The 16,890-nt window shown below is 64.0% G+C and carries 17 protein-coding genes; 9 read left to right on the forward strand and 8 right to left on the reverse strand.

The features are described from left to right. Positions 1–55: 55 nt before the first annotated feature. The 4 genes from BUQ73_RS03380 to BUQ73_RS03395 all read right to left on the reverse strand — a co-directional run bounded on the left by BUQ73_RS03380 (position 56) and on the right by BUQ73_RS03395 (position 5,522). Complete coding sequence (locus BUQ73_RS03380) at positions 56–1,393, reverse strand: imelysin family protein (RefSeq protein WP_079226665.1); 1,338 nt, start codon at positions 1,391–1,393, stop codon at positions 56–58. 159 nt (positions 1,394–1,552) lie between these two features. Then, entirely contained in the window at positions 1,553–3,604 is a 2,052-nt protein-coding gene (locus tag BUQ73_RS03385) for a putative bifunctional diguanylate cyclase/phosphodiesterase (protein WP_079226666.1), read from the reverse strand. Positions 3,605–3,841: 237 nt separating this feature from the next. After that, a complete protein-coding gene (locus tag BUQ73_RS03390; protein WP_027917960.1) occupies positions 3,842–4,438 on the reverse strand; it encodes a superoxide dismutase in 597 nt (198 codons plus the stop codon). Between the two features lie 484 nt (positions 4,439–4,922). After that, positions 4,923–5,522 (reverse strand): LysE/ArgO family amino acid transporter, encoded by a 600-nt coding sequence (locus BUQ73_RS03395; RefSeq protein WP_027917959.1) that lies wholly within the window; start codon positions 5,520–5,522, stop codon positions 4,923–4,925. A gap of 104 nt (positions 5,523–5,626) precedes the next feature. On the opposite strand from BUQ73_RS03395, the gene BUQ73_RS03400 reads away from it, so the two are divergent. The 3 genes from BUQ73_RS03400 (at position 5,627) to BUQ73_RS03410 (ending at position 8,476) form a co-directional block, all read left to right on the forward strand. Continuing rightward, complete coding sequence (locus BUQ73_RS03400; RefSeq protein WP_079226667.1) at positions 5,627–6,517, forward strand: LysR family transcriptional regulator ArgP; 891 nt, start codon at positions 5,627–5,629, stop codon at positions 6,515–6,517. 45 nt (positions 6,518–6,562) lie between these two features. Further along, positions 6,563–7,558, forward strand: coding sequence for an NAD-dependent epimerase/dehydratase family protein (locus BUQ73_RS03405; RefSeq protein WP_079226668.1), 996 nt, complete (start codon positions 6,563–6,565; stop codon positions 7,556–7,558). A gap of 87 nt (positions 7,559–7,645) precedes the next feature. Beyond that, positions 7,646–8,476 (forward strand): ATPase, encoded by an 831-nt coding sequence (locus tag BUQ73_RS03410; RefSeq protein WP_079226669.1) that lies wholly within the window; start codon positions 7,646–7,648, stop codon positions 8,474–8,476. Between the two features lie 122 nt (positions 8,477–8,598). Here the strand turns inward: BUQ73_RS03410 and BUQ73_RS03415 are convergent, their stop codons facing one another. After that, complete coding sequence (locus BUQ73_RS03415) at positions 8,599–9,648, reverse strand: alkene reductase (protein WP_079226670.1); 1,050 nt, start codon at positions 9,646–9,648, stop codon at positions 8,599–8,601. Positions 9,649–9,665: 17 nt separating this feature from the next. Further along, positions 9,666–9,968, reverse strand: a complete 303-nt coding sequence (locus tag BUQ73_RS03420; RefSeq protein ID WP_054885082.1) for an ArsR/SmtB family transcription factor — start codon at positions 9,966–9,968, stop codon at positions 9,666–9,668. A 153-nt stretch (positions 9,969–10,121) separates the two neighbouring features. On the opposite strand from BUQ73_RS03420, the gene BUQ73_RS03425 reads away from it, so the two are divergent. Continuing rightward, the gene (locus BUQ73_RS03425) at positions 10,122–10,703 is read left to right on the forward strand and encodes an ACP phosphodiesterase (RefSeq protein ID WP_079226671.1); all 582 of its coding nucleotides are present in this window, start codon (positions 10,122–10,124) and stop codon (positions 10,701–10,703) included. A gap of 263 nt (positions 10,704–10,966) precedes the next feature. On the opposite strand, the gene BUQ73_RS03430 is transcribed toward BUQ73_RS03425, so the two are convergent. Both BUQ73_RS03430 and olsB read right to left on the reverse strand, forming a co-directional pair. Continuing rightward, entirely contained in the window at positions 10,967–11,749 is a 783-nt protein-coding gene (locus BUQ73_RS03430) for a lysophospholipid acyltransferase family protein (protein ID WP_079226672.1), read from the reverse strand. After that, on the reverse strand, positions 11,749–12,504 hold the full coding sequence (gene olsB / locus BUQ73_RS03435) for an L-ornithine N(alpha)-acyltransferase (RefSeq protein ID WP_027917952.1): 756 nt from the start codon (positions 12,502–12,504) through the stop codon (positions 11,749–11,751). The genes BUQ73_RS03430 and olsB overlap by 1 nt, the downstream gene beginning before the upstream one ends. Before the next feature lie 146 nt (positions 12,505–12,650). Between olsB and BUQ73_RS03440 the strand changes: the two genes are divergently transcribed. The 5 genes from BUQ73_RS03440 (at position 12,651) to BUQ73_RS03460 (ending at position 16,846) form a co-directional block, all read left to right on the forward strand. Continuing rightward, complete coding sequence (locus BUQ73_RS03440) at positions 12,651–13,538, forward strand: acyl-CoA dehydrogenase (protein WP_079226673.1); 888 nt, start codon at positions 12,651–12,653, stop codon at positions 13,536–13,538. Positions 13,539–13,688: 150 nt separating this feature from the next. Beyond that, positions 13,689–14,768, forward strand: coding sequence for a serine hydrolase domain-containing protein (locus tag BUQ73_RS03445; RefSeq protein WP_079226674.1), 1,080 nt, complete (start codon positions 13,689–13,691; stop codon positions 14,766–14,768). Beyond that, entirely contained in the window at positions 14,765–15,061 is a 297-nt protein-coding gene (locus BUQ73_RS03450; protein WP_079226675.1) for an amidase, read from the forward strand. The genes BUQ73_RS03445 and BUQ73_RS03450 overlap by 4 nt, the downstream gene beginning before the upstream one ends. A 44-nt stretch (positions 15,062–15,105) precedes the next feature. Further along, a complete protein-coding gene (locus BUQ73_RS03455) occupies positions 15,106–15,687 on the forward strand; it encodes a YceI family protein (RefSeq protein WP_079226676.1) in 582 nt (193 codons plus the stop codon). Between the two features lies 1 nt (position 15,688). Continuing rightward, a complete protein-coding gene (locus tag BUQ73_RS03460; RefSeq protein ID WP_079226677.1) occupies positions 15,689–16,846 on the forward strand; it encodes a phospholipase D-like domain-containing protein in 1,158 nt (385 codons plus the stop codon). Positions 16,847–16,890 lie beyond the last annotated feature (44 nt).

Here is a 16,890-nt window from a genome sequence, read left to right on the forward strand (position 1 = left end):
GCCGGCACAAAAAAGGCGGCCCGAAGGCCGCCTTTTTGTGAACCACAACTGCTGATCAGAATTCGTGATCGGCGGTGTCCGGGTTCAGGTTGGCAATACCCAGCTTGCCTGCAGCCTGCTCGATCGAACCGGTCTGCTTGACCAGCGAGGCGATGGCATCGCGCACGATCTGGTTGCCGGCAGCGTTGTCGGCGGCGATCAGCTGGTCGTAGTGCTCGCCCTTCAGCGCGTGGTCGACGATTACCTGGATCTTCGCCTCGGTGGCTTCGAGGTCGGCCTTGAGGGTGGCGTCGGCTGCCGGGTCGGCCTTGGCCACCAGCGACGACAGGCTCGGGCCGGTCATCTTGGTGCCGTCGGTGCGGGTGTACTCGCCCAGGTAGACGTTGCGGATGCCCTTGGCGTCGTAGAAGTGCGAGTAGTGGGTGTTGTCGCTGAAGCAGTCCTGCTCGTCTTCCGGCGAGTTGGCTTCCAGCGAGACCTTCATGCGTTCGCCGGCCAGTTCGCCCAGCGACAGGCTGCCCATGCCGAACAGCATCTTGCGCAGGCCATCGGCCACAGGCTCTGCTTCAAGCGTGGCGCGGTAGTTGTCGGCGACGTTCGGCGCCCAGTTGCCGACCATCTCTTCGAGGTCCTTGACCAGCAGCTCGGTGACCGCCTTCAGGTAGGCACGACGACGGTCGTTGTGGCCGCCAGTGGCGCCTTTGCCTTCCAGGTAATCGGACGCCGGGCGGGCGCCGGCACCTGGGCCGGTGCCGTTGAGGTCCTGGCCCCAGAGCAGGAATTCGATGGCGTGGTAGCCGGTGGCGACGTTGGCTTCGGAACCTGCCAGTTCGTTCAGGCTTGCCAGCTTCTCAGGGGTGATGTCCTTGACGTCGACCTTCTCTTCGCCAACCTGGATCTCGGTGTTGGCGATGATGTTGGCGTTGGCCGCCGGGTTGCCCAGGGCATGTTCATAGCTCTTGTCGACGTAGTCGATCAGGCCTTCGTCCAGCGGCCAGGAGTTCACCTGGCCTTCCCAGTCGTCGATGATGGTGTTGCCGAAGCGGAACGCCTCGCTCTGCAGGTACGGAACGCGCGCGGCGGCCCAGGCCTCTTTGGCGGCCTTCAGGGTTTCGTCGTTGGGTTTGGCGAGGAACGCGTCGACGGCGGCCTGCAGGGTCTTGGCGGTGCTCAGCGAGTCGCTGTACACGGCGTAGACCATTTCGGCGTAATGCTTGACCACGGCTTTGCCGGCCGCTTCGTCGACAGCCCCGGGCGCCGCAGCGGTGGTGCTGGCAGCAGCAGGTGCCTGAGCTTGCGGAGCGGCGGCCTTGCTATCCTTGCCTTCGCCGCAACCGGCGAGAGCGATGGCGATGGCCAGCAGACTGGCGGAGGCCAGAGGCATTCGAATCATTATTGGTTTCCTGCGTCTTGTGGTTGGACCATGGGGTTAGGCCGTGCGCCGTGGCACGCGAAACGGCAACATCATGCGAAAGATTTGCATTTGCTGTAAAGGGGCGGGCGCGCAATTCATGTAAATGCGCGTCACGGCCTGTAATCGCAGGGGCAGGCGTTACAGCGCGGAGACCTGATTGCGCTGCGCCTGTTTGAGGAAACTGGTCAGCTCGCGCGCCGACAGCGGCTTGCTGTAGTGGTAGCCCTGACCCTCATGGCAACCCTGGGCAATGATGTAGGTTTCCTGCTCGGCGGTTTCCACGCCTTCGGCGATGACCTGCATCCCCAAGCTCTTGCCCAGCTGAATGATGGCGCGAACGATGGTGGCGTCGTCATCGTCGTCGAGCAGGTCCTGGACGAAGCTCTTGTCGATCTTGATCTTGTCCAGCGGCAGCGACTTCAGGTAGCTGAGCGACGAGTAACCGGTGCCGAAGTCGTCGATGGCGATCATCGCCCCTGAGCGGCGCAGGCTCAGCAGGTGCTGGGCAGCGGTGCTGATGTCTTCCATCAGGCCGGTCTCGGTCACTTCCAGTTCCAGGCTGCGCGGTGGCAGGCGGTAGGCCTGCAGCAGGTTGTTGACCACCCGTGGCAGCTCGTTGTGGTGCAGCTGCACCGTGGACAGGTTGACCGCCATGCGCAGTTCGCTGAAGCCCATGTCGTGCCATTCGCGCAGTTGCCGGCAGGCCTGGTCGAGTACCCACTCGCCAATGCTGATGATGCTGCCGTTCTGCTCTGCAAGCGGGATGAACTGGTCGGGCGGGACCATGCCCAACTGCGGGTGCTGCCAGCGCAGCAGGGCCTCGACGCCGACCACGCGGTGGTCGCGGTAGCTGATCTGCGGCTGGTAGACCAGGTACAGCTGGTTGCGCGGCAGGGCTTCGCGCAGGTCCTTTTCCAGCTCGCGGCGGCGGCGCATTTCGCTGTCGACGCTGGCGATATAGAACTGGTAGCGGTTGCGCGAGCGGGCCTTGGCCAGGGTCATGGTCTGCTCGGCTTTTTGCAGCAGTTTCTCGGTGCTGTCACCGTCCTCGGGGAACAGGGTGATGCCGATGGTGGCACGCAGGCGAATCTGCTGGTGATCGAGGCCGAATGGCTGCTCCAGGTCGTCAAGGATGCTCTGGGCCAGCTCCGCAGCTTCGTAAGGCTGCTCGATATTGGCCTGGACCAGGGCGAACTGGTCGCCACCCAGGCGTGCCAGGGCACCCAGGCGGCCACTGTGGGCGCGCAGGCGGTCGGCCAGGGCCAGCAGCAGCTGGTCGCCGGTCTGGTAGCTGAACTGTTCGTTGATGCCCTTGAAGTCGTCCAGGCCTACGCACAGCACAGCCACGCGATGCTGCAGGCGGCCGGCGTCGGCGAGAATCTTGTCGAGCTGCTCCTGCAACTGCTGGCGATTGGGCAGGCCGGTGAGGAAGTCGTATTGGGCCATGCGCTGCAGGCTGTTCTCGGCTTCGTGGCGCAGGTGGGTGTTGCGCTCGATCGAGGCCAGCAGCTGATTGGCGGTGTTGACCCAGATGCCCAACTCGTTCTTCTCGTGGCCCTTGAGCAGCGGGATCTGGTGCTGGCTTGGGCGGTCAGGGTTGATCTGGGTAAGGTGCTCGATGATCTTCGACAGCGGCTTGGTCAGCAACCAGTGGTAGACCAGGTAAAGCACCAGGCCCATGGCCAGGGCGCGCAGCACCCCGGAAATGAAGATGATCACCGCATTGACCAGGAAGTCTTCGCCATAGGACGAGGTATCGAGGGTGATGCTCAGGTCACCGTAGTACTCGCTGTACGGGCCGCGGCCGACCAGTTGGGTGGTGTAGGTGCGTTCCTGCCCGAGGATCAGGTCGGTCAGCCAGCGCATCGACATGTCCTGCAACGGGCGGGACTTTTCTGCCAGCATGGTTTCGTTGGGATGGCCGATCGAGGCCATGCGCACCGATTCGTCCTGGAACAGGCCTTCCATCACCTGCATGCCCATTTCCCGGTCGAGGCTGTACACCGCTTGGGTGGAGGGGTCACGGAACATGTCGAGAATGCGCTGGGCGTCATTGTTGACGGCCTGGCGGGTCTTGTAGGTGTCGTAGACGATTTGCGCGCAACTGAGGACGACGCCGACCGCCAGCGCCGAAAGGAGCACGACCCTGAGCAACTTGACCGATAAGCTGTTCCGCAATTCCAGCTTCAATGGGGTTTCCTTAATCCATGCGCATGGCATCATTTTGCCATTAACGTTGGCAATACACTATCGGCCGACCTTGGGTAGTGTATCGGTTGCCCGACCCTGCAACTTGAGCGCGCGCCATCAAACTTCCAGACGTTTGATGTTAGCGCGCTATGCGCGCTGATCAAGACCCTGCGGGAAAACTGTCAGGCACAAAAAAGCCCGGCACAGGGCCGGGCTTTTCGTTCAGGGCTGAATGACTCAGGCCTTGAAGGTGTTGCCTTCGAACTGCTCGGCAACGAACTTCCAGTTAACCAGGTTCCAGAAGGCCTCGACGTACTTCGGACGCAGGTTGCGGTAGTCGATGTAGTAGGCGTGTTCCCAGACGTCGCAGGTCAGCAGCGGGGTGTCGCCGCTGGTCAGCGGGCAGCCGGCGCCGATGGTGCTGGCCAGGGCCAGGGAACCGTCAGCTTTCTTCACCAGCCAGCCCCAGCCGGAACCGAAGGTGCCAACCGAAGTCTTGGTGAACTCTTCCTTGAACTTGTCGAAGGAACCGAAAGCGGCGTTGATGGCGTCAGCCAGGGCACCGGTCGGCTGGCCGCCGGCGTTTGGTGCCAGGCAGTTCCAGTAGAAGGTGTGGTTCCAGACTTGAGCGGCGTTGTTGAAGATGCCGCCCGAAGAGCTCTTGACGATCTCTTCCAGGGTCTTGCCTTCGAATTCGGTGCCTGGGACCAGGTTGTTCAGGTTCACGACATAGGTGTTGTGGTGCTTGTCGTGGTGAAACTCCAGGGTTTCCTTGGAGATGTGCGGCTGCAGGGCATCGTGGGCGTACGGCAGCGGCGGCAATTCAAAAGCCATGGTGGATCTCCTGATTCAGGTCTGTTTGCGGTTTGCGCAAGGCCGATCACGGGCGGCCCGATGTACGTCGGCGAGTTTGTACTCTTTGCGACGCAAGGGCTGGATCATAGCACCGGGCCCGGCGCATAACCACGCAACAAAGATAGGGAATAGAGGTTCCAGAGCGGTTGGCGGCCGCCGACCGGCGGTGTTTGTCTGGGGGCCTGCCTTGATGCTTGTGTTGCCTTTGAGATCGAGCGCCGCCCGCGCGGCGCATCGCGGATGAATCCGCTCCTACATCTGTTTCGGGCCAGTTCCGCCTGTGAGATCACCTTTGTCAGCCTTGTTTGTTCCCTACAATTTCGAGGTGGGCGGCAAGGCGGGCAGCCCATCTGACGCAGGACAGACTGGCCCGAAACAGATGTAGGAGCGGATTCATCCGCGATGCGCCGCGCGGGCGGCGCTCGATCTCACAGGCGCTGTAAATGTTGTGACAAGCCCCAGGTCAGTTGAAGATCAACTGCGCCGCCACCGCGAACATCATCACCGCCACCATCAGGTCGAGCATCCGCCAGGTCGCTGGCCGTGCCAGCCACGGCGCCAGCCACGCAGCACCGATCGCCAGGGTCGAGAACCACAGCAGCGAGGCGCTGGCCGCCCCGGCCACGTAGGCGCCTGGAGCAGTCTGCTGGGCCCCCAGCGAGCCGATCAGCAGCACTGTGTCGAGATACACATGCGGGTTGAGCAGGGTGACCGCCAGTGCGCTCAGCAATACTGCCCGGCGCGAGCGCATGCCCTGGCCTTCCTGCTGCTGCAGGCTCTGCTTGGAAAACGCGCTGCGCAGCGCCTTGGCGCCATACCAGATGAGGAAAACCGCGCCGCCCCAGCGGGCGATGGCCAGCAGCGTCGGGTTGTGCGCCAGCACCGTGGCCAGGCCGAATACCCCGGCAGCTACCAGGATGGCGTCGCAAACGATGCACAGCGCAGCTACCGGCAAGTGGTGCTCGCGGCGCAGGCTCTGGGCGAGGACGAAGGCGTTTTGTGCACCGATGGCCATGATCAGGCCGAAGGCCACCAGCATGCCGTTGAGATAGCTTTGCCACATGGCGCGTGCTCCAGGAATGAACTGCCGTAAAAGATGCTGGCCATTGTGGCAATCAGCGCTGTATAAGAAAAACAAATAAAGCTGATCCGTCATTAGGAAGATTGATGTTCGACTACAAGCTGCTGGCTGCCCTCGCGGCGGTGATCGAGCAGGGCGGTTTCGAGCGTGCAGCACAGGTGCTGGGGCTTTCGCAGTCGGCCATTTCGCAGCGCATCAAGCTGCTCGAAGCGCGAGTTGGCCAGCCGGTATTGGTGCGTGCCACGCCACCGAGCCCGACCGAGGTCGGCCGCCAGTTGCTCAACCATGTGCAGCAGGTACGCCTTCTTGAGCGCGACCTGCAGCGTCAGGTGCCAGCGCTGGACGAAGAAGGCATGCCCGAGCGCCTGCGTATCGCCCTCAATGCTGACAGCCTGGCGACCTGGTGGGCCGGCGCGGTAGGGGCGTTCTGCGCCGAGCATCAGTTGCTCACCGATCTGGTGGTGGAAGACCAGGAAGTCGGCCTCAAGCGCATGCGCGCTGGTGAAGTGGCTGCCTGCCTGTGTGGCAGCGAGCGGCCAGTGGCCGGGGCGCGCAGCCTGCCGCTGGGGGCGATGCGCTATCGGGCGCTGGCCAGCCCAGGGTTCATGGCGCGCTATTTCCCGCAGGGGTTCGAGGCGCAGCGCCTGGCGCGCACGCCGGCCATCGTCTATGGGCCGGACGATTTCCTGCAGCACCGTTACTTGGCGTCGCTGGGGATTCAGGACGGTTTCCTGCACCACCTGTGCCCTTCGTCCGAAGGTTTTCTGCGCATGACCGAGGCCGGCCTGGGCTGGGGCCTGGTGCCTGAGTTACAGGCCCGTGAGCAGTTGGCGAATGGCCAGTTGGTGGAAATCTGCAGCGATACCCCCATCGATGTGCCGTTGTACTGGCATCATTGGCGCAACGGCGGGCACCTGCTCGCGCAACTCACCGAACATCTGCGGCATACGGCACAGCACTGGCTGGTGCCCTTGTAGCGGCGGCTGGCGTCTGTTGCATCTGAAATCAAGGCGGAGTCATACATGCAAATTCTGGTCACCGGCGCGAGCGGCTTCATTGGCGGGCGATTCGCGCGCTTTGCCCTTGAGCAGGGCCTGGCTGTACGGGTCAGCGGCCGCCGTGCCGAAGGCGTGGAGCACCTGGTCAAGCGAGGCGCACAGTTCATTCCTGGCGACCTGGGTGACCCTGAACTGGCCCGTCGCCTTTGCCAGGGGGTCGAGGCCGTGGTGCATTGCGCGGGCGCCGTGGGTAACTGGGGGCGCTACCAGGACTTCCACCAGGGCAACGTGGTGGTCACGGAAAATGTCGTCGAAGGCTGCCTCAAGGAGCACGTGCGGCGCCTGGTGCACCTGTCGTCGCCGTCGATCTATTTCAACGGCCGTTCGCGCCTGGGTATCCGTGAAGACCAGGTGCCGCGCCGCTTCCACGATCACTATGCGCAGACCAAGCATATCGCTGAGCAGAAAGTGTTCGGTGCCCAGGAGTTCGGCCTGGAAGTGCTGGCGCTGCGCCCACGTTTCGTCACCGGGGCTGGGGATGCGAGCATTTTCCCGCGTTTGATGCAGATGCAGCGCAAGGGCCGTGTGGCCATCATCGGCAATGGCCTGAACAAGGTCGACTTCACCAGCGTGCACAACCTCAACGAGGCACTGCTCAGCGCGTTGTTCGCCGAAGACCGCGCGCTTGGCCAGGCCTACAACATCAGCAACGGGCAGCCGCTGCCGCTGTGGGACGTGGTCAACTACGTGATGCGCCAGATGCAGCTGCCGCAGGTTACCCGCTACCGTTCATACGGCCTGGCCTACAGCGTCGCCGCCCTTAACGAAGCCGCCTGCATGCTCTGGCCCGGGCGCCCGCAGCCGACATTGTCGCGCCTGGGCATGCAGGTGATGAGCCGTGATTTCACCCTGGATATCAGCCGCGCCCGCCAATACCTGGATTACCAGCCCAAGGTCAGCCTGTGGACCGCGCTGGATGAATTCTGCGCCTGGTGGAAGCATCAACCGCTGGGGCAGTGAACCAGATCTGCAGATGATGGTCATCAGTGCGCCGCGCTAGCGGTTTATACTCATGTCTCTTTGCTACCACCGCGGTTGATGCCACCTATGCGTAACGATGCCCACGATGCCCACGATGATTTCGATGACGTGCCCACCTTGCGGGCAGGTACCCCCGATGACGACGAGCTGCTGCCCGCGCACGTCTCGCGTAGCCGCAAGAAGGCGGCAAGGCCGGCCAGCAGCGGGGCACTGTGGGCGTTGCTGGGGGCATCGTTCATCGCCTTGGCGGGGCTGGGCTGGTGGAGCTTCCAGCAGATTTCGTTGATGGAGCAGCAACTGGTGGCCACCCAGGAAAGCTTTGCGCGGATCAGCGAAGAAGCTGCCGGGCGTTTGCAGGCAATCAGCGGCAAGGTCGATGCCAGCGAGACGTCAAGTACCACGGGCAGTGAAGCACTGAAGCTGCAGATCCGTCAGTTGCAGGCCAGCCTGGCTGAGCAGGGCAAGCAGCAACAAGGTGTGGCGGGGCAGGCCGGGGACCTGGGCAAGCGCCTGGAGCAGGTGCTGGCAGATACCCGTGAGCAGCAGAAGGCAGTGACCGAGTTGCAGACCCAGCTGCAGGCGCAACTGAAGGCCGTGAATGCCGAGCTGACGGCGCTGAAGTCGGGGCAGGTCGATGGTGGCAAGCTCGATGGCCAGCTGAAGAACCTGAACGATGAAGTGGCTGCGCTGAAGAAGCAGGGCAATCAGAAAGCTGCTGTCGAAAGCCTGGAGCAGGATGTGCTGGTGCTCAAGACCCAGATGGAAAACCGCTCAGCGTCGTCGAGCGGGGCGACGGTGCAGGAATTCGATGCGTTCCGCGGGCAGACCACGCGTAACCTCAATACCCTGCAGAGCCAGATTCAGAACCTGCAGCAGCAGATCAATTCCCGGCCTTGAGGCCGCAGGGGAGGGCTTTGCCCTCCTTTCGCGACGCAAGGCCGCTCCTACAGAAATACGCGATCCCTTGTAGGAGCGGCCTTGTGTCGCGATGGGCCGCAAAGCGGCCCCGGCGATCTCAATTACAGGCGCGGATAGTCGATATACCCCACCGGCCCCTTGCCATAGAAGGTCTCCGGATGCGCCTCGTTCAACGGCGCATCCGCCGCCAGCCGCGCCGGCAGGTCCGGGTTGGCAATAAATGGCACGCCAAACGCCACCGCATCCGCCTTGCCCGCCGCCAATGCTGCATTGGCAGTGGCCTTGTCAAAGCGCTCGTTGACGATATACGGCCCACCAAATGCCGCCTTGATCAGCGGGCCGATGCTGTCGTCGGCTTCCTTCTCCCGCGAGCAGATGAAGGCAATGCCACGCTTGCCCAGCTCACGCGCCACATAGGTGAAGGTTTCGGCGCGGTCGGCATCGCCCATGTCATGTGCATCGGCGCGCGGCGCCAGGTGCACGCCGACGCGGCCAGCGCCCCACACTTCGATGGCCGCATCGGTCACTTCCAGCAGCAGCCGCGCACGGTTTTCCAGCGAGCCGCCGTAACGGTCGCTGCGCTGGTTGGTGCTGCTTTGCAGGAACTGATCGAGCAGGTAACCGTTGGCGCCGTGGATCTCCACGCCGTCGAAGCCAGCGGCCTTGGCGTTCTCGGCACCACTGCGGTAGGCCTCGACGATATCGGCGATTTCTTCGGTTTCCAGTGCACGCGGAGTCGGGTAGTCGCTCAGCGGGCGTACCAGGCTGACATGGCCCTTGGCCTGGATCGCGCTGGGCGCCACCGGCAGTTCGCCATTGAGGTAGCTGGGGTGGGAAATACGGCCGACGTGCCACAGCTGCAGGAAGATGCGCCCGCCAGCGCCATGCACGGCCTTGGTGACATTGTTCCAGCCACGTACCTGCTCGTCGTTCCAGATGCCGGGGGTGTCGGGGTAGCCCACACCCATCTGGGTGACCGACGTCGCTTCGCTGAGAATCAGCCCGGCACTGGCGCGCTGTACGTAGTATTCGGCCATCAGCGCATTGGGCACCCGGCCTTCATCGGCGCGGCAGCGGGTCAGCGGGGCCATGATGATACGGTTGGGCAATTGCACATCGCCCAGTTGGATCGGATCGAAAAGCGTGGTCATAACGGTTACCTGCCTTGTCAAAGTGCTTGGCGCAGTTGTTCGAGGAACGCCTCGATGGTGGCTTCGTTGCGTTTGAAGAAGTGCCACTGGCCGACCTTCTGGCTGCTGATCAGACCGGCCCGCTGCAAAGTGGCCAGGTGAGCCGACACGGTCGACTGCGACAGCCCGCAGCGTTGGTCGATCTGCCCGGCACAGACACCGTTTTCGGTGCTGTGGTACTGGTCGGGGAACTGCGTTGCCGGGTCTTTCAGCCAGCTGAGGATTTCTCGCCTGACCGGGTGGGCCAGTGCTTTTATGATTTCGTCGAGATCGAGTGGCATGGGGTTGTGGCTCGTGCTGTAGCGGTATATCGCGATAGGACGAAACGTACATCGGTATTTCGCGATATACAAATATGAAGAGGTTCTGAGCTGAGCACGAATCGCTATATCGCGTTATAACGATATACGCGGTGGCAGTGCTAGACTGCGCTCATGAACTACCTCGCACACCTGCACCTGGGCGGCCCGGCGCCGCAACAACTGCTCGGCAGCCTGTATGGCGACTTCGTCAAAGGCTCGCTTGAGGGGCGCTTCCCGCCTGCGCTGGAAGCGGCGATCCGGCTGCATCGGCATATCGACAGCTACACCGACCGGCATCCCCTGGTTCTGGCGGCGCTGGCGCGTTTTCCGCGGGAGCGGCGGCGCTTTGCCGGGATCGTCCTGGATGTGTTTTTCGACCATTGCCTGGCGCGGCATTGGGGGGATTACGCCGAGCAGCCACTGGTGCAGTTCACCGGGGATTTTTACCGGGTGTTGCTGGCCGAACCCGAGCTACCGGGGCGGCTGGCGCAGATTGCGCCATTCATGGCGGCGGATGACTGGCTGGGGGCGTATGGCGATTTTGCCACGCTGGAGCAGGTGTTCAATGGCATTGCCCGGCGCTTGTCGCGGCCGGAAGGGATGGTCGGGGTGATCGCCGAGCTGGAGCGGCTGTATGAGCCGTTGCTGGCGGATTTTCGCGAGTTCTATCCACAGCTGCAGGCGTTTGCTGCGGTGGGCCGGGAGGGGGTATGACGAGGGTGCTTCAGCACCTCTGAGATCGAGCGCCGCCCGCGCGGCGCATCGCGGATAAATCCGCTCCTACATTTGTTGCAACGTGCCGAACCTGACAGGCCATGGTCGCCTGCCTCGCGCACGACTTGAGCCTTGCAAACAAAGCTGACAACCATGGCCTCACAGGCATGGCCACGTTGCAACAAATGTAGGAGCGGATTTATCCGCGATGCGCCGCGCGGGCGGCGCTCGATCTCACAAGCACCACAACTTTCAAGACAAACTCATGCAGCGCGTGCCTGACGTACCACCGCCACTTCCTCAACCCCGAACAGCGCCATGTGAATCGCCTGTTGCGCTTGAAACGCCAGCGCCGCTCGTTCCTTCTCGACACTGCCAATCGGCTTCAACAAGTGGATGCACACCTCACCCCGGGGCTCGGCAAACAGTCGCATCAGGTGCGAAACCAGGTCGTCGTCGCCTATGAACGGTGCTATCGAGTCCGCCTCACCGTTGCGCAGGTACTGGATGGCCACCGGCTGCACCGCCACGCCCTGGTCGATGGCACCGGCCAGCAAGCGGCCGTGGAAAGTGCGCAGCTGACGACCGTCGGTGGTGGTGCCTTCGGGGAAGATCAGCAGCGGCCGGGCTTGACCCAGCTGCTCGCTGATCTGCTCGCGCAGGCGCTGGCCGTCACCACCACCGCGGCGAATGAACAACGTACCGGCTTTTTCTGCCAGCCAGCCGGCTACTGGCCAGTGGCGAACTTCGGCCTTGGACAGGAACGACAGCGGCAGCAACATGCCGAGCAGGGGAATGTCGGTCCAGGAAACGTGGTTGCTGACCCACAGCATCGGCCGTTGTGGCAGCTCGCCGATCACCCGTACCTCGAAGGGCAGGGCGCCGACCAGGCGCTTCATGAACCAGCACGACCAGCGCTGGCGAAGCTCGATGGATGCCTTGATGCCCAGGCGCTCGCCCACGGCGATGACGCCGGCCATGAGCATTCCGAGCGTCAGCACCAGTAGCAGCCGCGAGAGGCGGGCGAGCACCCGCACGCCAGGCATCAGACCGCTGCCTTGAAGTGGCGGGCGTAGCGCGGGCAAAGGTCGTCACGCTTGAGCAGGATGAACACGTCGGCCACCTGGAAGTCCTCGTCCCAGCACGGCTCGCCGCAGATCTTCGCGCCCAGGCGCATGTAGGCCTTGAGCAGCGGCGGCATTTCGGCGATGACGTTGTTCGGCAGGGCCAGGCTGGGCAACGGGTTCTTCGGTTCGGCGCGCAGGTGCTCGGTGCACAGGTAGCGCTCGCGCAGGCGCTGCATGACCGCGTGGGCCTGCACGCCGCCGTCCTGCATGGGGATGCTGGCGCAGCCCATCAGGTAGCTGTAGCGGCCTTCGTTGAGTACTTCGGCCAGCTCGCCCCAGAGCACGGCGATGGTGCCGCCGTTGCGGTAGTCGGGGGCGACGCAGGTGCGGCCCAGCTCGAGGATCGGGCCCTGCAGTTGCAGCAGGCCGTGCAGGCTGAATTCTTCTTCACTGTAGAAGCGCCCCAGGCTGCTGGCGGCCTGGTGGTCGAGCAGGCGGGTGGTGGCTACCAGTTCGCCCGTGCTCAGGTCGCGCACGCCGATGTGGCGGCAGTGTACGTCGTAGTCATCCATGTCCAGGCCCAGTTCGGCGCCTTTGAGCTTGGCCTTGAATTCTGCGCTGAACACTTTGTAGCGCAGGGCCTGGGCTTCCTGCAGGGCCGTGGCGCCGACCAGGCGTTCGGCTTGCAGACGGCGTTCAGTGCTGTTGTCGCCAGAGTGAGCGATCCGAGTCATTACGAGTCTCCATAAGCCAGCCATGAAGGGTTGCGGCCGGTCGGCTTTGTTGTGCAAAGTCAGCCTAGGTAGGCGCGGTGTCACCCCTGTGAATCTTTGGTGATGCTTGCATGACACCCCAGAACAGCCCCTTGAAGGAGCGCCCGATGGCCTGGTTGCAACGACTCAACGACCCCCTCCGCCAGCCTTTGGCCGGCACCTTGGGCGAGACCTATGCCGCGCAGCTCGAGCGCCTTGGCGCGGTTGCCCCGTTCGAACTGGCGGTGCTGGGCGGCCGCGCCATGGCCACGCCCGGCCTGGCGTTTCTCATCGGTTACCAGGCCGCCTTGCGCGTGCTCTGGCCCAGTGCACCCGCCAGCCTCGGCGCGCTGTGCGCCACCGAGCGGCGCAGCGTGCGCCCGGCAGACATGCATACCCGGCTGGTCGGTTTGCGCCTGAATGGCAACAAGGATTTCGTCACCGCCGGCCTCGACGCCGAATGGTTGTTGGTGGCCGCGCGCAGCGAAGCGTTGGGTGAAACACCACGGCTGAACCTGGCGGTGGTCTACCCGGGGGAGGCAGGGGTGACACTGGAAGCCTTGCCGACCCTGCCGCTGATGCCCGAGGTGGGGCATGGCCGATTGCACTTGCAGGATGTGGCCTGCGAGCTGCTGGCGGGCGACGGTTGGGATGCCTATGTCAAACCGTTCCGCTCGCTGGAGGACCTTTACGTGCTCGCGTCGCTGAGCGCCTGGTTGTATGGGGTGGGGCAGGAGTGCGCCTGGCCGCAGGAGCTGCGCCTGCGTTTGCTGGGGCTGTTGGCGGGGTGTGCCGAGGGTAGTCGGCAATGCGCTGACAGCGTCGGTTGTCACCTGTTGCTGGGGGGGCTGTTCTCGCAGTTTCAAGAGTTGCGCGGGGCGATCGACAAGGCGCTGCTGGCGGGGCCGGAGCAGTGGGCGCAGCTTTGGCAGCGGGATCAGGGGGTGCTGGCATTGGCCACTGCGGCGCGCGAGAAACGGTTGGCCAAGGCTTGGTTGGCAGCTGGGTTGTCATGAAGGCCTGAGAGACTGTGGGACCTTTTAGATCCTGGGGCCGCTTCGCGACCCTTTCGCGACACAAGGCCGCTCCTACAAGGGAACGGGATCTCCTGCAGGGGCGGCCTTGCTCGCGAAAGAGGCGCGAAGCGGCCCCTGCAGGCGATGACGATGAAAGCACTGCTGCTGATCCTTGCGATAGTTGTAAGCCCCGCCTGGGCCGAAGTCTGGCCCGAGCCTGACTGGCCAATCGAACGTGCTGCCTTCGACTGGCAAGCCGTGGACGCGTACGCTTTCCCCGAACGCAACGCCAGCGAACGCAGCGGCATCCGCAGCGACGCTTTGCTGATCATCCGCGATGGCCGCATCCTTCACGAACGCTACAGCGCCCCCACCACCGCCAATACCGCCCACCTGACCTGGTCGGTCAGCAAGAGCGTGCTGGCCACCGTGCTGGGCGTTGCGCAGGGGCAAGGGCGCTTCCAGTTGCAGGACCCCGCCGCGCGCTACTACCCGCCTATGCAGGCCCACCCCGACGTGCGCCTGGCTGACCTGCTGCATTGGGCCAGCGGCCTGGACTGGCAGGAAGACTACGAATACGCGCCGTTGAAGTCTTCGGTGGTGGCGATGCTCTATACCCGCGGGCGCAACGACATGGCGGCCTACACCGCAGCCCGCACGGGCGGCGAAAACCCTGGCCAGCGTTTTCGCTATTCCAGCGGGGACAGCAACGTGCTGGCTGCTGCGCTACGCGGAATGCTCGACGCCAGTAGCTATGCCGACTACCCCTGGCAGGCGTTGTTCACCCCGCTGGGCATCGACAGCGCGGTCTGGGAGCGTGATGGCGCGGGCACCTTTGTCGGCTCGTCCTACCTCTATCTCAGTGCCCGCGACCTGGCGCGCATCGGCTTGCTGATGCAACGAGATGGCCGCTGGCAAGGTCGCCAGCTGCTGCCCGCGAGCTGGGTTGTGTTCAATCGCACACTGTTTACCCAGGCTGCCGCTGTGCCCGGTGAAGCCAACCCGGGTGGCCATTGGTGGCTCAACCTGCCATTGCCGGGGAGCCCGGCGCCGTGGCCCGACGCCCCGACGGATACCTACGCCGCGCTCGGCCACTGGGGCCAGGCGCTGTATATCGTGCCGTCGCAGAAACTGCTGATCGTGCGCTACGCCGATGACCGCGACAGCAGCTACAGCCACAATGAACTGCTCAAGCGGGTGCTGGCTGCACTGGCCAAGGAGGGCGCATGAAGCGCGTGCTGTTGCTGCTGACCGTCGCCTTGCTCGGCTGGGCCTGGCTGGAGCGCCAGGCGTTGGCGGACTTCCCCGGTATCCTTTCGGCCTATTCGGCCAAGGAGTACTGCTCGTGCCGCTTCGTCATGGGCTTCGATGAGGCCTATTGCCGGGGATATGTGAAGCAATGGCTGCCCCTGAGCCGGCTGGAAGAACACGGCCCGCAACGGCGGGTCAGCGCCGAGGGCCTGGGCCAGCGCAACGAGGCGGCCTGGCAGGGGACGCAGGCAGGCTGCCGCTTGCTGCCATGAAGGCGGGCGGGTAAGGTTGGCGGTCAAGTTTCACGAGACCTGTCATGTTCAAGCTGCCCCGTCTACTGCCTGCCCTGCTGCTGGCTATGTGCCTGCCCGCCCACGCCAACTGGCACCTTGATGGCGAGTCTTCACGCCTGTCCTTCGTCACCGGCAAGAACGGTGATACTGCCGAGGTGCATCGCTTTCTGGTGTTGCACGGCAACGTCGACCGCAAAGGCATGGCCGCGCTGAGCATCGAGATGGACTCGGTGAGCAGCGGTATCCCGCTGCGTGACGAGCAGATGCGCGACAACCTGTTCGAGGTGGGGCGCTTCGCCGAGGCGAGCGTGAAGGCGCAGATAGACCTGCGGCCGATCAACGACCTGGCCGATGGCGCGCAGATCGAACTGCGCCTGCCGCTGACCGTCACCCTGCATGGCCAGTCACACAGCTACAACGCGCTGCTGCTGGCGACCCGCCTGGATCAGCGGCGCTTCCAGGTGGTGACCCTCGAACCGCTGGTGCTGCGGGCCTCGGACTTTGGCCTGTTGCCCGGGTTGGAAAGCCTGCGCAAGTTCGCCAAGCTGAAATCCATCAACCCTTCGGTACCGGTCAATGCGGTGCTGATCTTCAACGCCCGCTGACATGTCGGGGCCGGTCTTCCCCTGGCGGGATGGCAATGAGTTCGAACTGCTGATCGACGGCCCCGAATTCTTTCCGCGCATGCTCCAGGCGATCGAGCGCGCCGAATTCCAGGTCGACCTGGAGTTGTACCTGGTCGAGGCCGGTGCCTGTGCCGAGGCGGTGGTCGAGGCGCTGGAGCAGGCCGCACGGCGCGGCGTGCGGGTGCGTTGCCTGTTCGATGACTATGGCTCGCTGGCCTTTAGCGCAGCATTGCGCCAGCGCTTGCTGGAGGCCGGGGTGTACTTGCGCTGGTACAACCGCCTGCGCTGGAAGCGTGGTTTGCGCAACCTGTATCGCGACCATCGCAAGTTGTTGCTGGTGGACGAGCGCTGGGCCGTGGTGGGTGGCACGGGCGTCACCGACGAGTTCTGGACGCCTGGTGAGGCGACCAGCGCCTGGCACGAGGTGATGGTGCAGTTGCAAGGGCCCGTGGTGAACGACTGGCAGTTGCTGTTCGACCGCCAGTGGCAAGCCAACAACCGCCGCACCGCCTGGCGCCCGGCCGAGGGCTTTGGCCTGCCGCGCTTGCCCAAGGTACCGGCGCAAGGCCAGGGCATGGGCCGGGTGGCCTATGCCGACGCCCGCCAGCACCAGGACATCCTGCATTCGCTGGTGCGGGCGATCAACAGTGGCAAGCAGCGGGTGTGGCTGGCCACGCCGTACTTCCTGCCTACCTGGAGCGTGCGCCGGTCGTTGCGCCGGGCTGCCGGCAAAGGTGTCGACGTGCGGTTGCTGCTGACCGGGCCGCGCACCGACCACCCTTCGGTGCGCTATGCCGGGCACCGCTACTACCCCCGATTGCTGCGTGCCGGGGTGCGCATCTACGAATACCAGCCGTGCTTCCTGCACCTGAAGATGGTGCTGATCGACGACTGGGTCAGTGTCGGTTCGTGCAACTTCGATCACTGGAACCTGCGCTTCAATCTGGAGGCCAACATCGAGGCACTCGACCCGCCTTTGACGGCCGCCGTGCAGGCCAGCTTCGAGCGTGATTTTGCCTTGAGCCAGGTGGTCGACCTTGACCACTGGCATGCCCGGCCGCTGTGGCGTCGGGTCAAGCAGCGCGTGTGGGGCTGGCTGGACCGGCTGGTGGTCAACTTCCTCGACCGGCGCGACTGAGAACGGCTATCGTGCAGTGACTGTCCCTTGGCAAGCGAAGGAGT

Origin of the sequence: Pseudomonas putida (assembly GCF_002025705.1) — a bacterium.
Lineage (GTDB): Bacteria > Pseudomonadota > Gammaproteobacteria > Pseudomonadales > Pseudomonadaceae > Aquipseudomonas > Aquipseudomonas putida_J.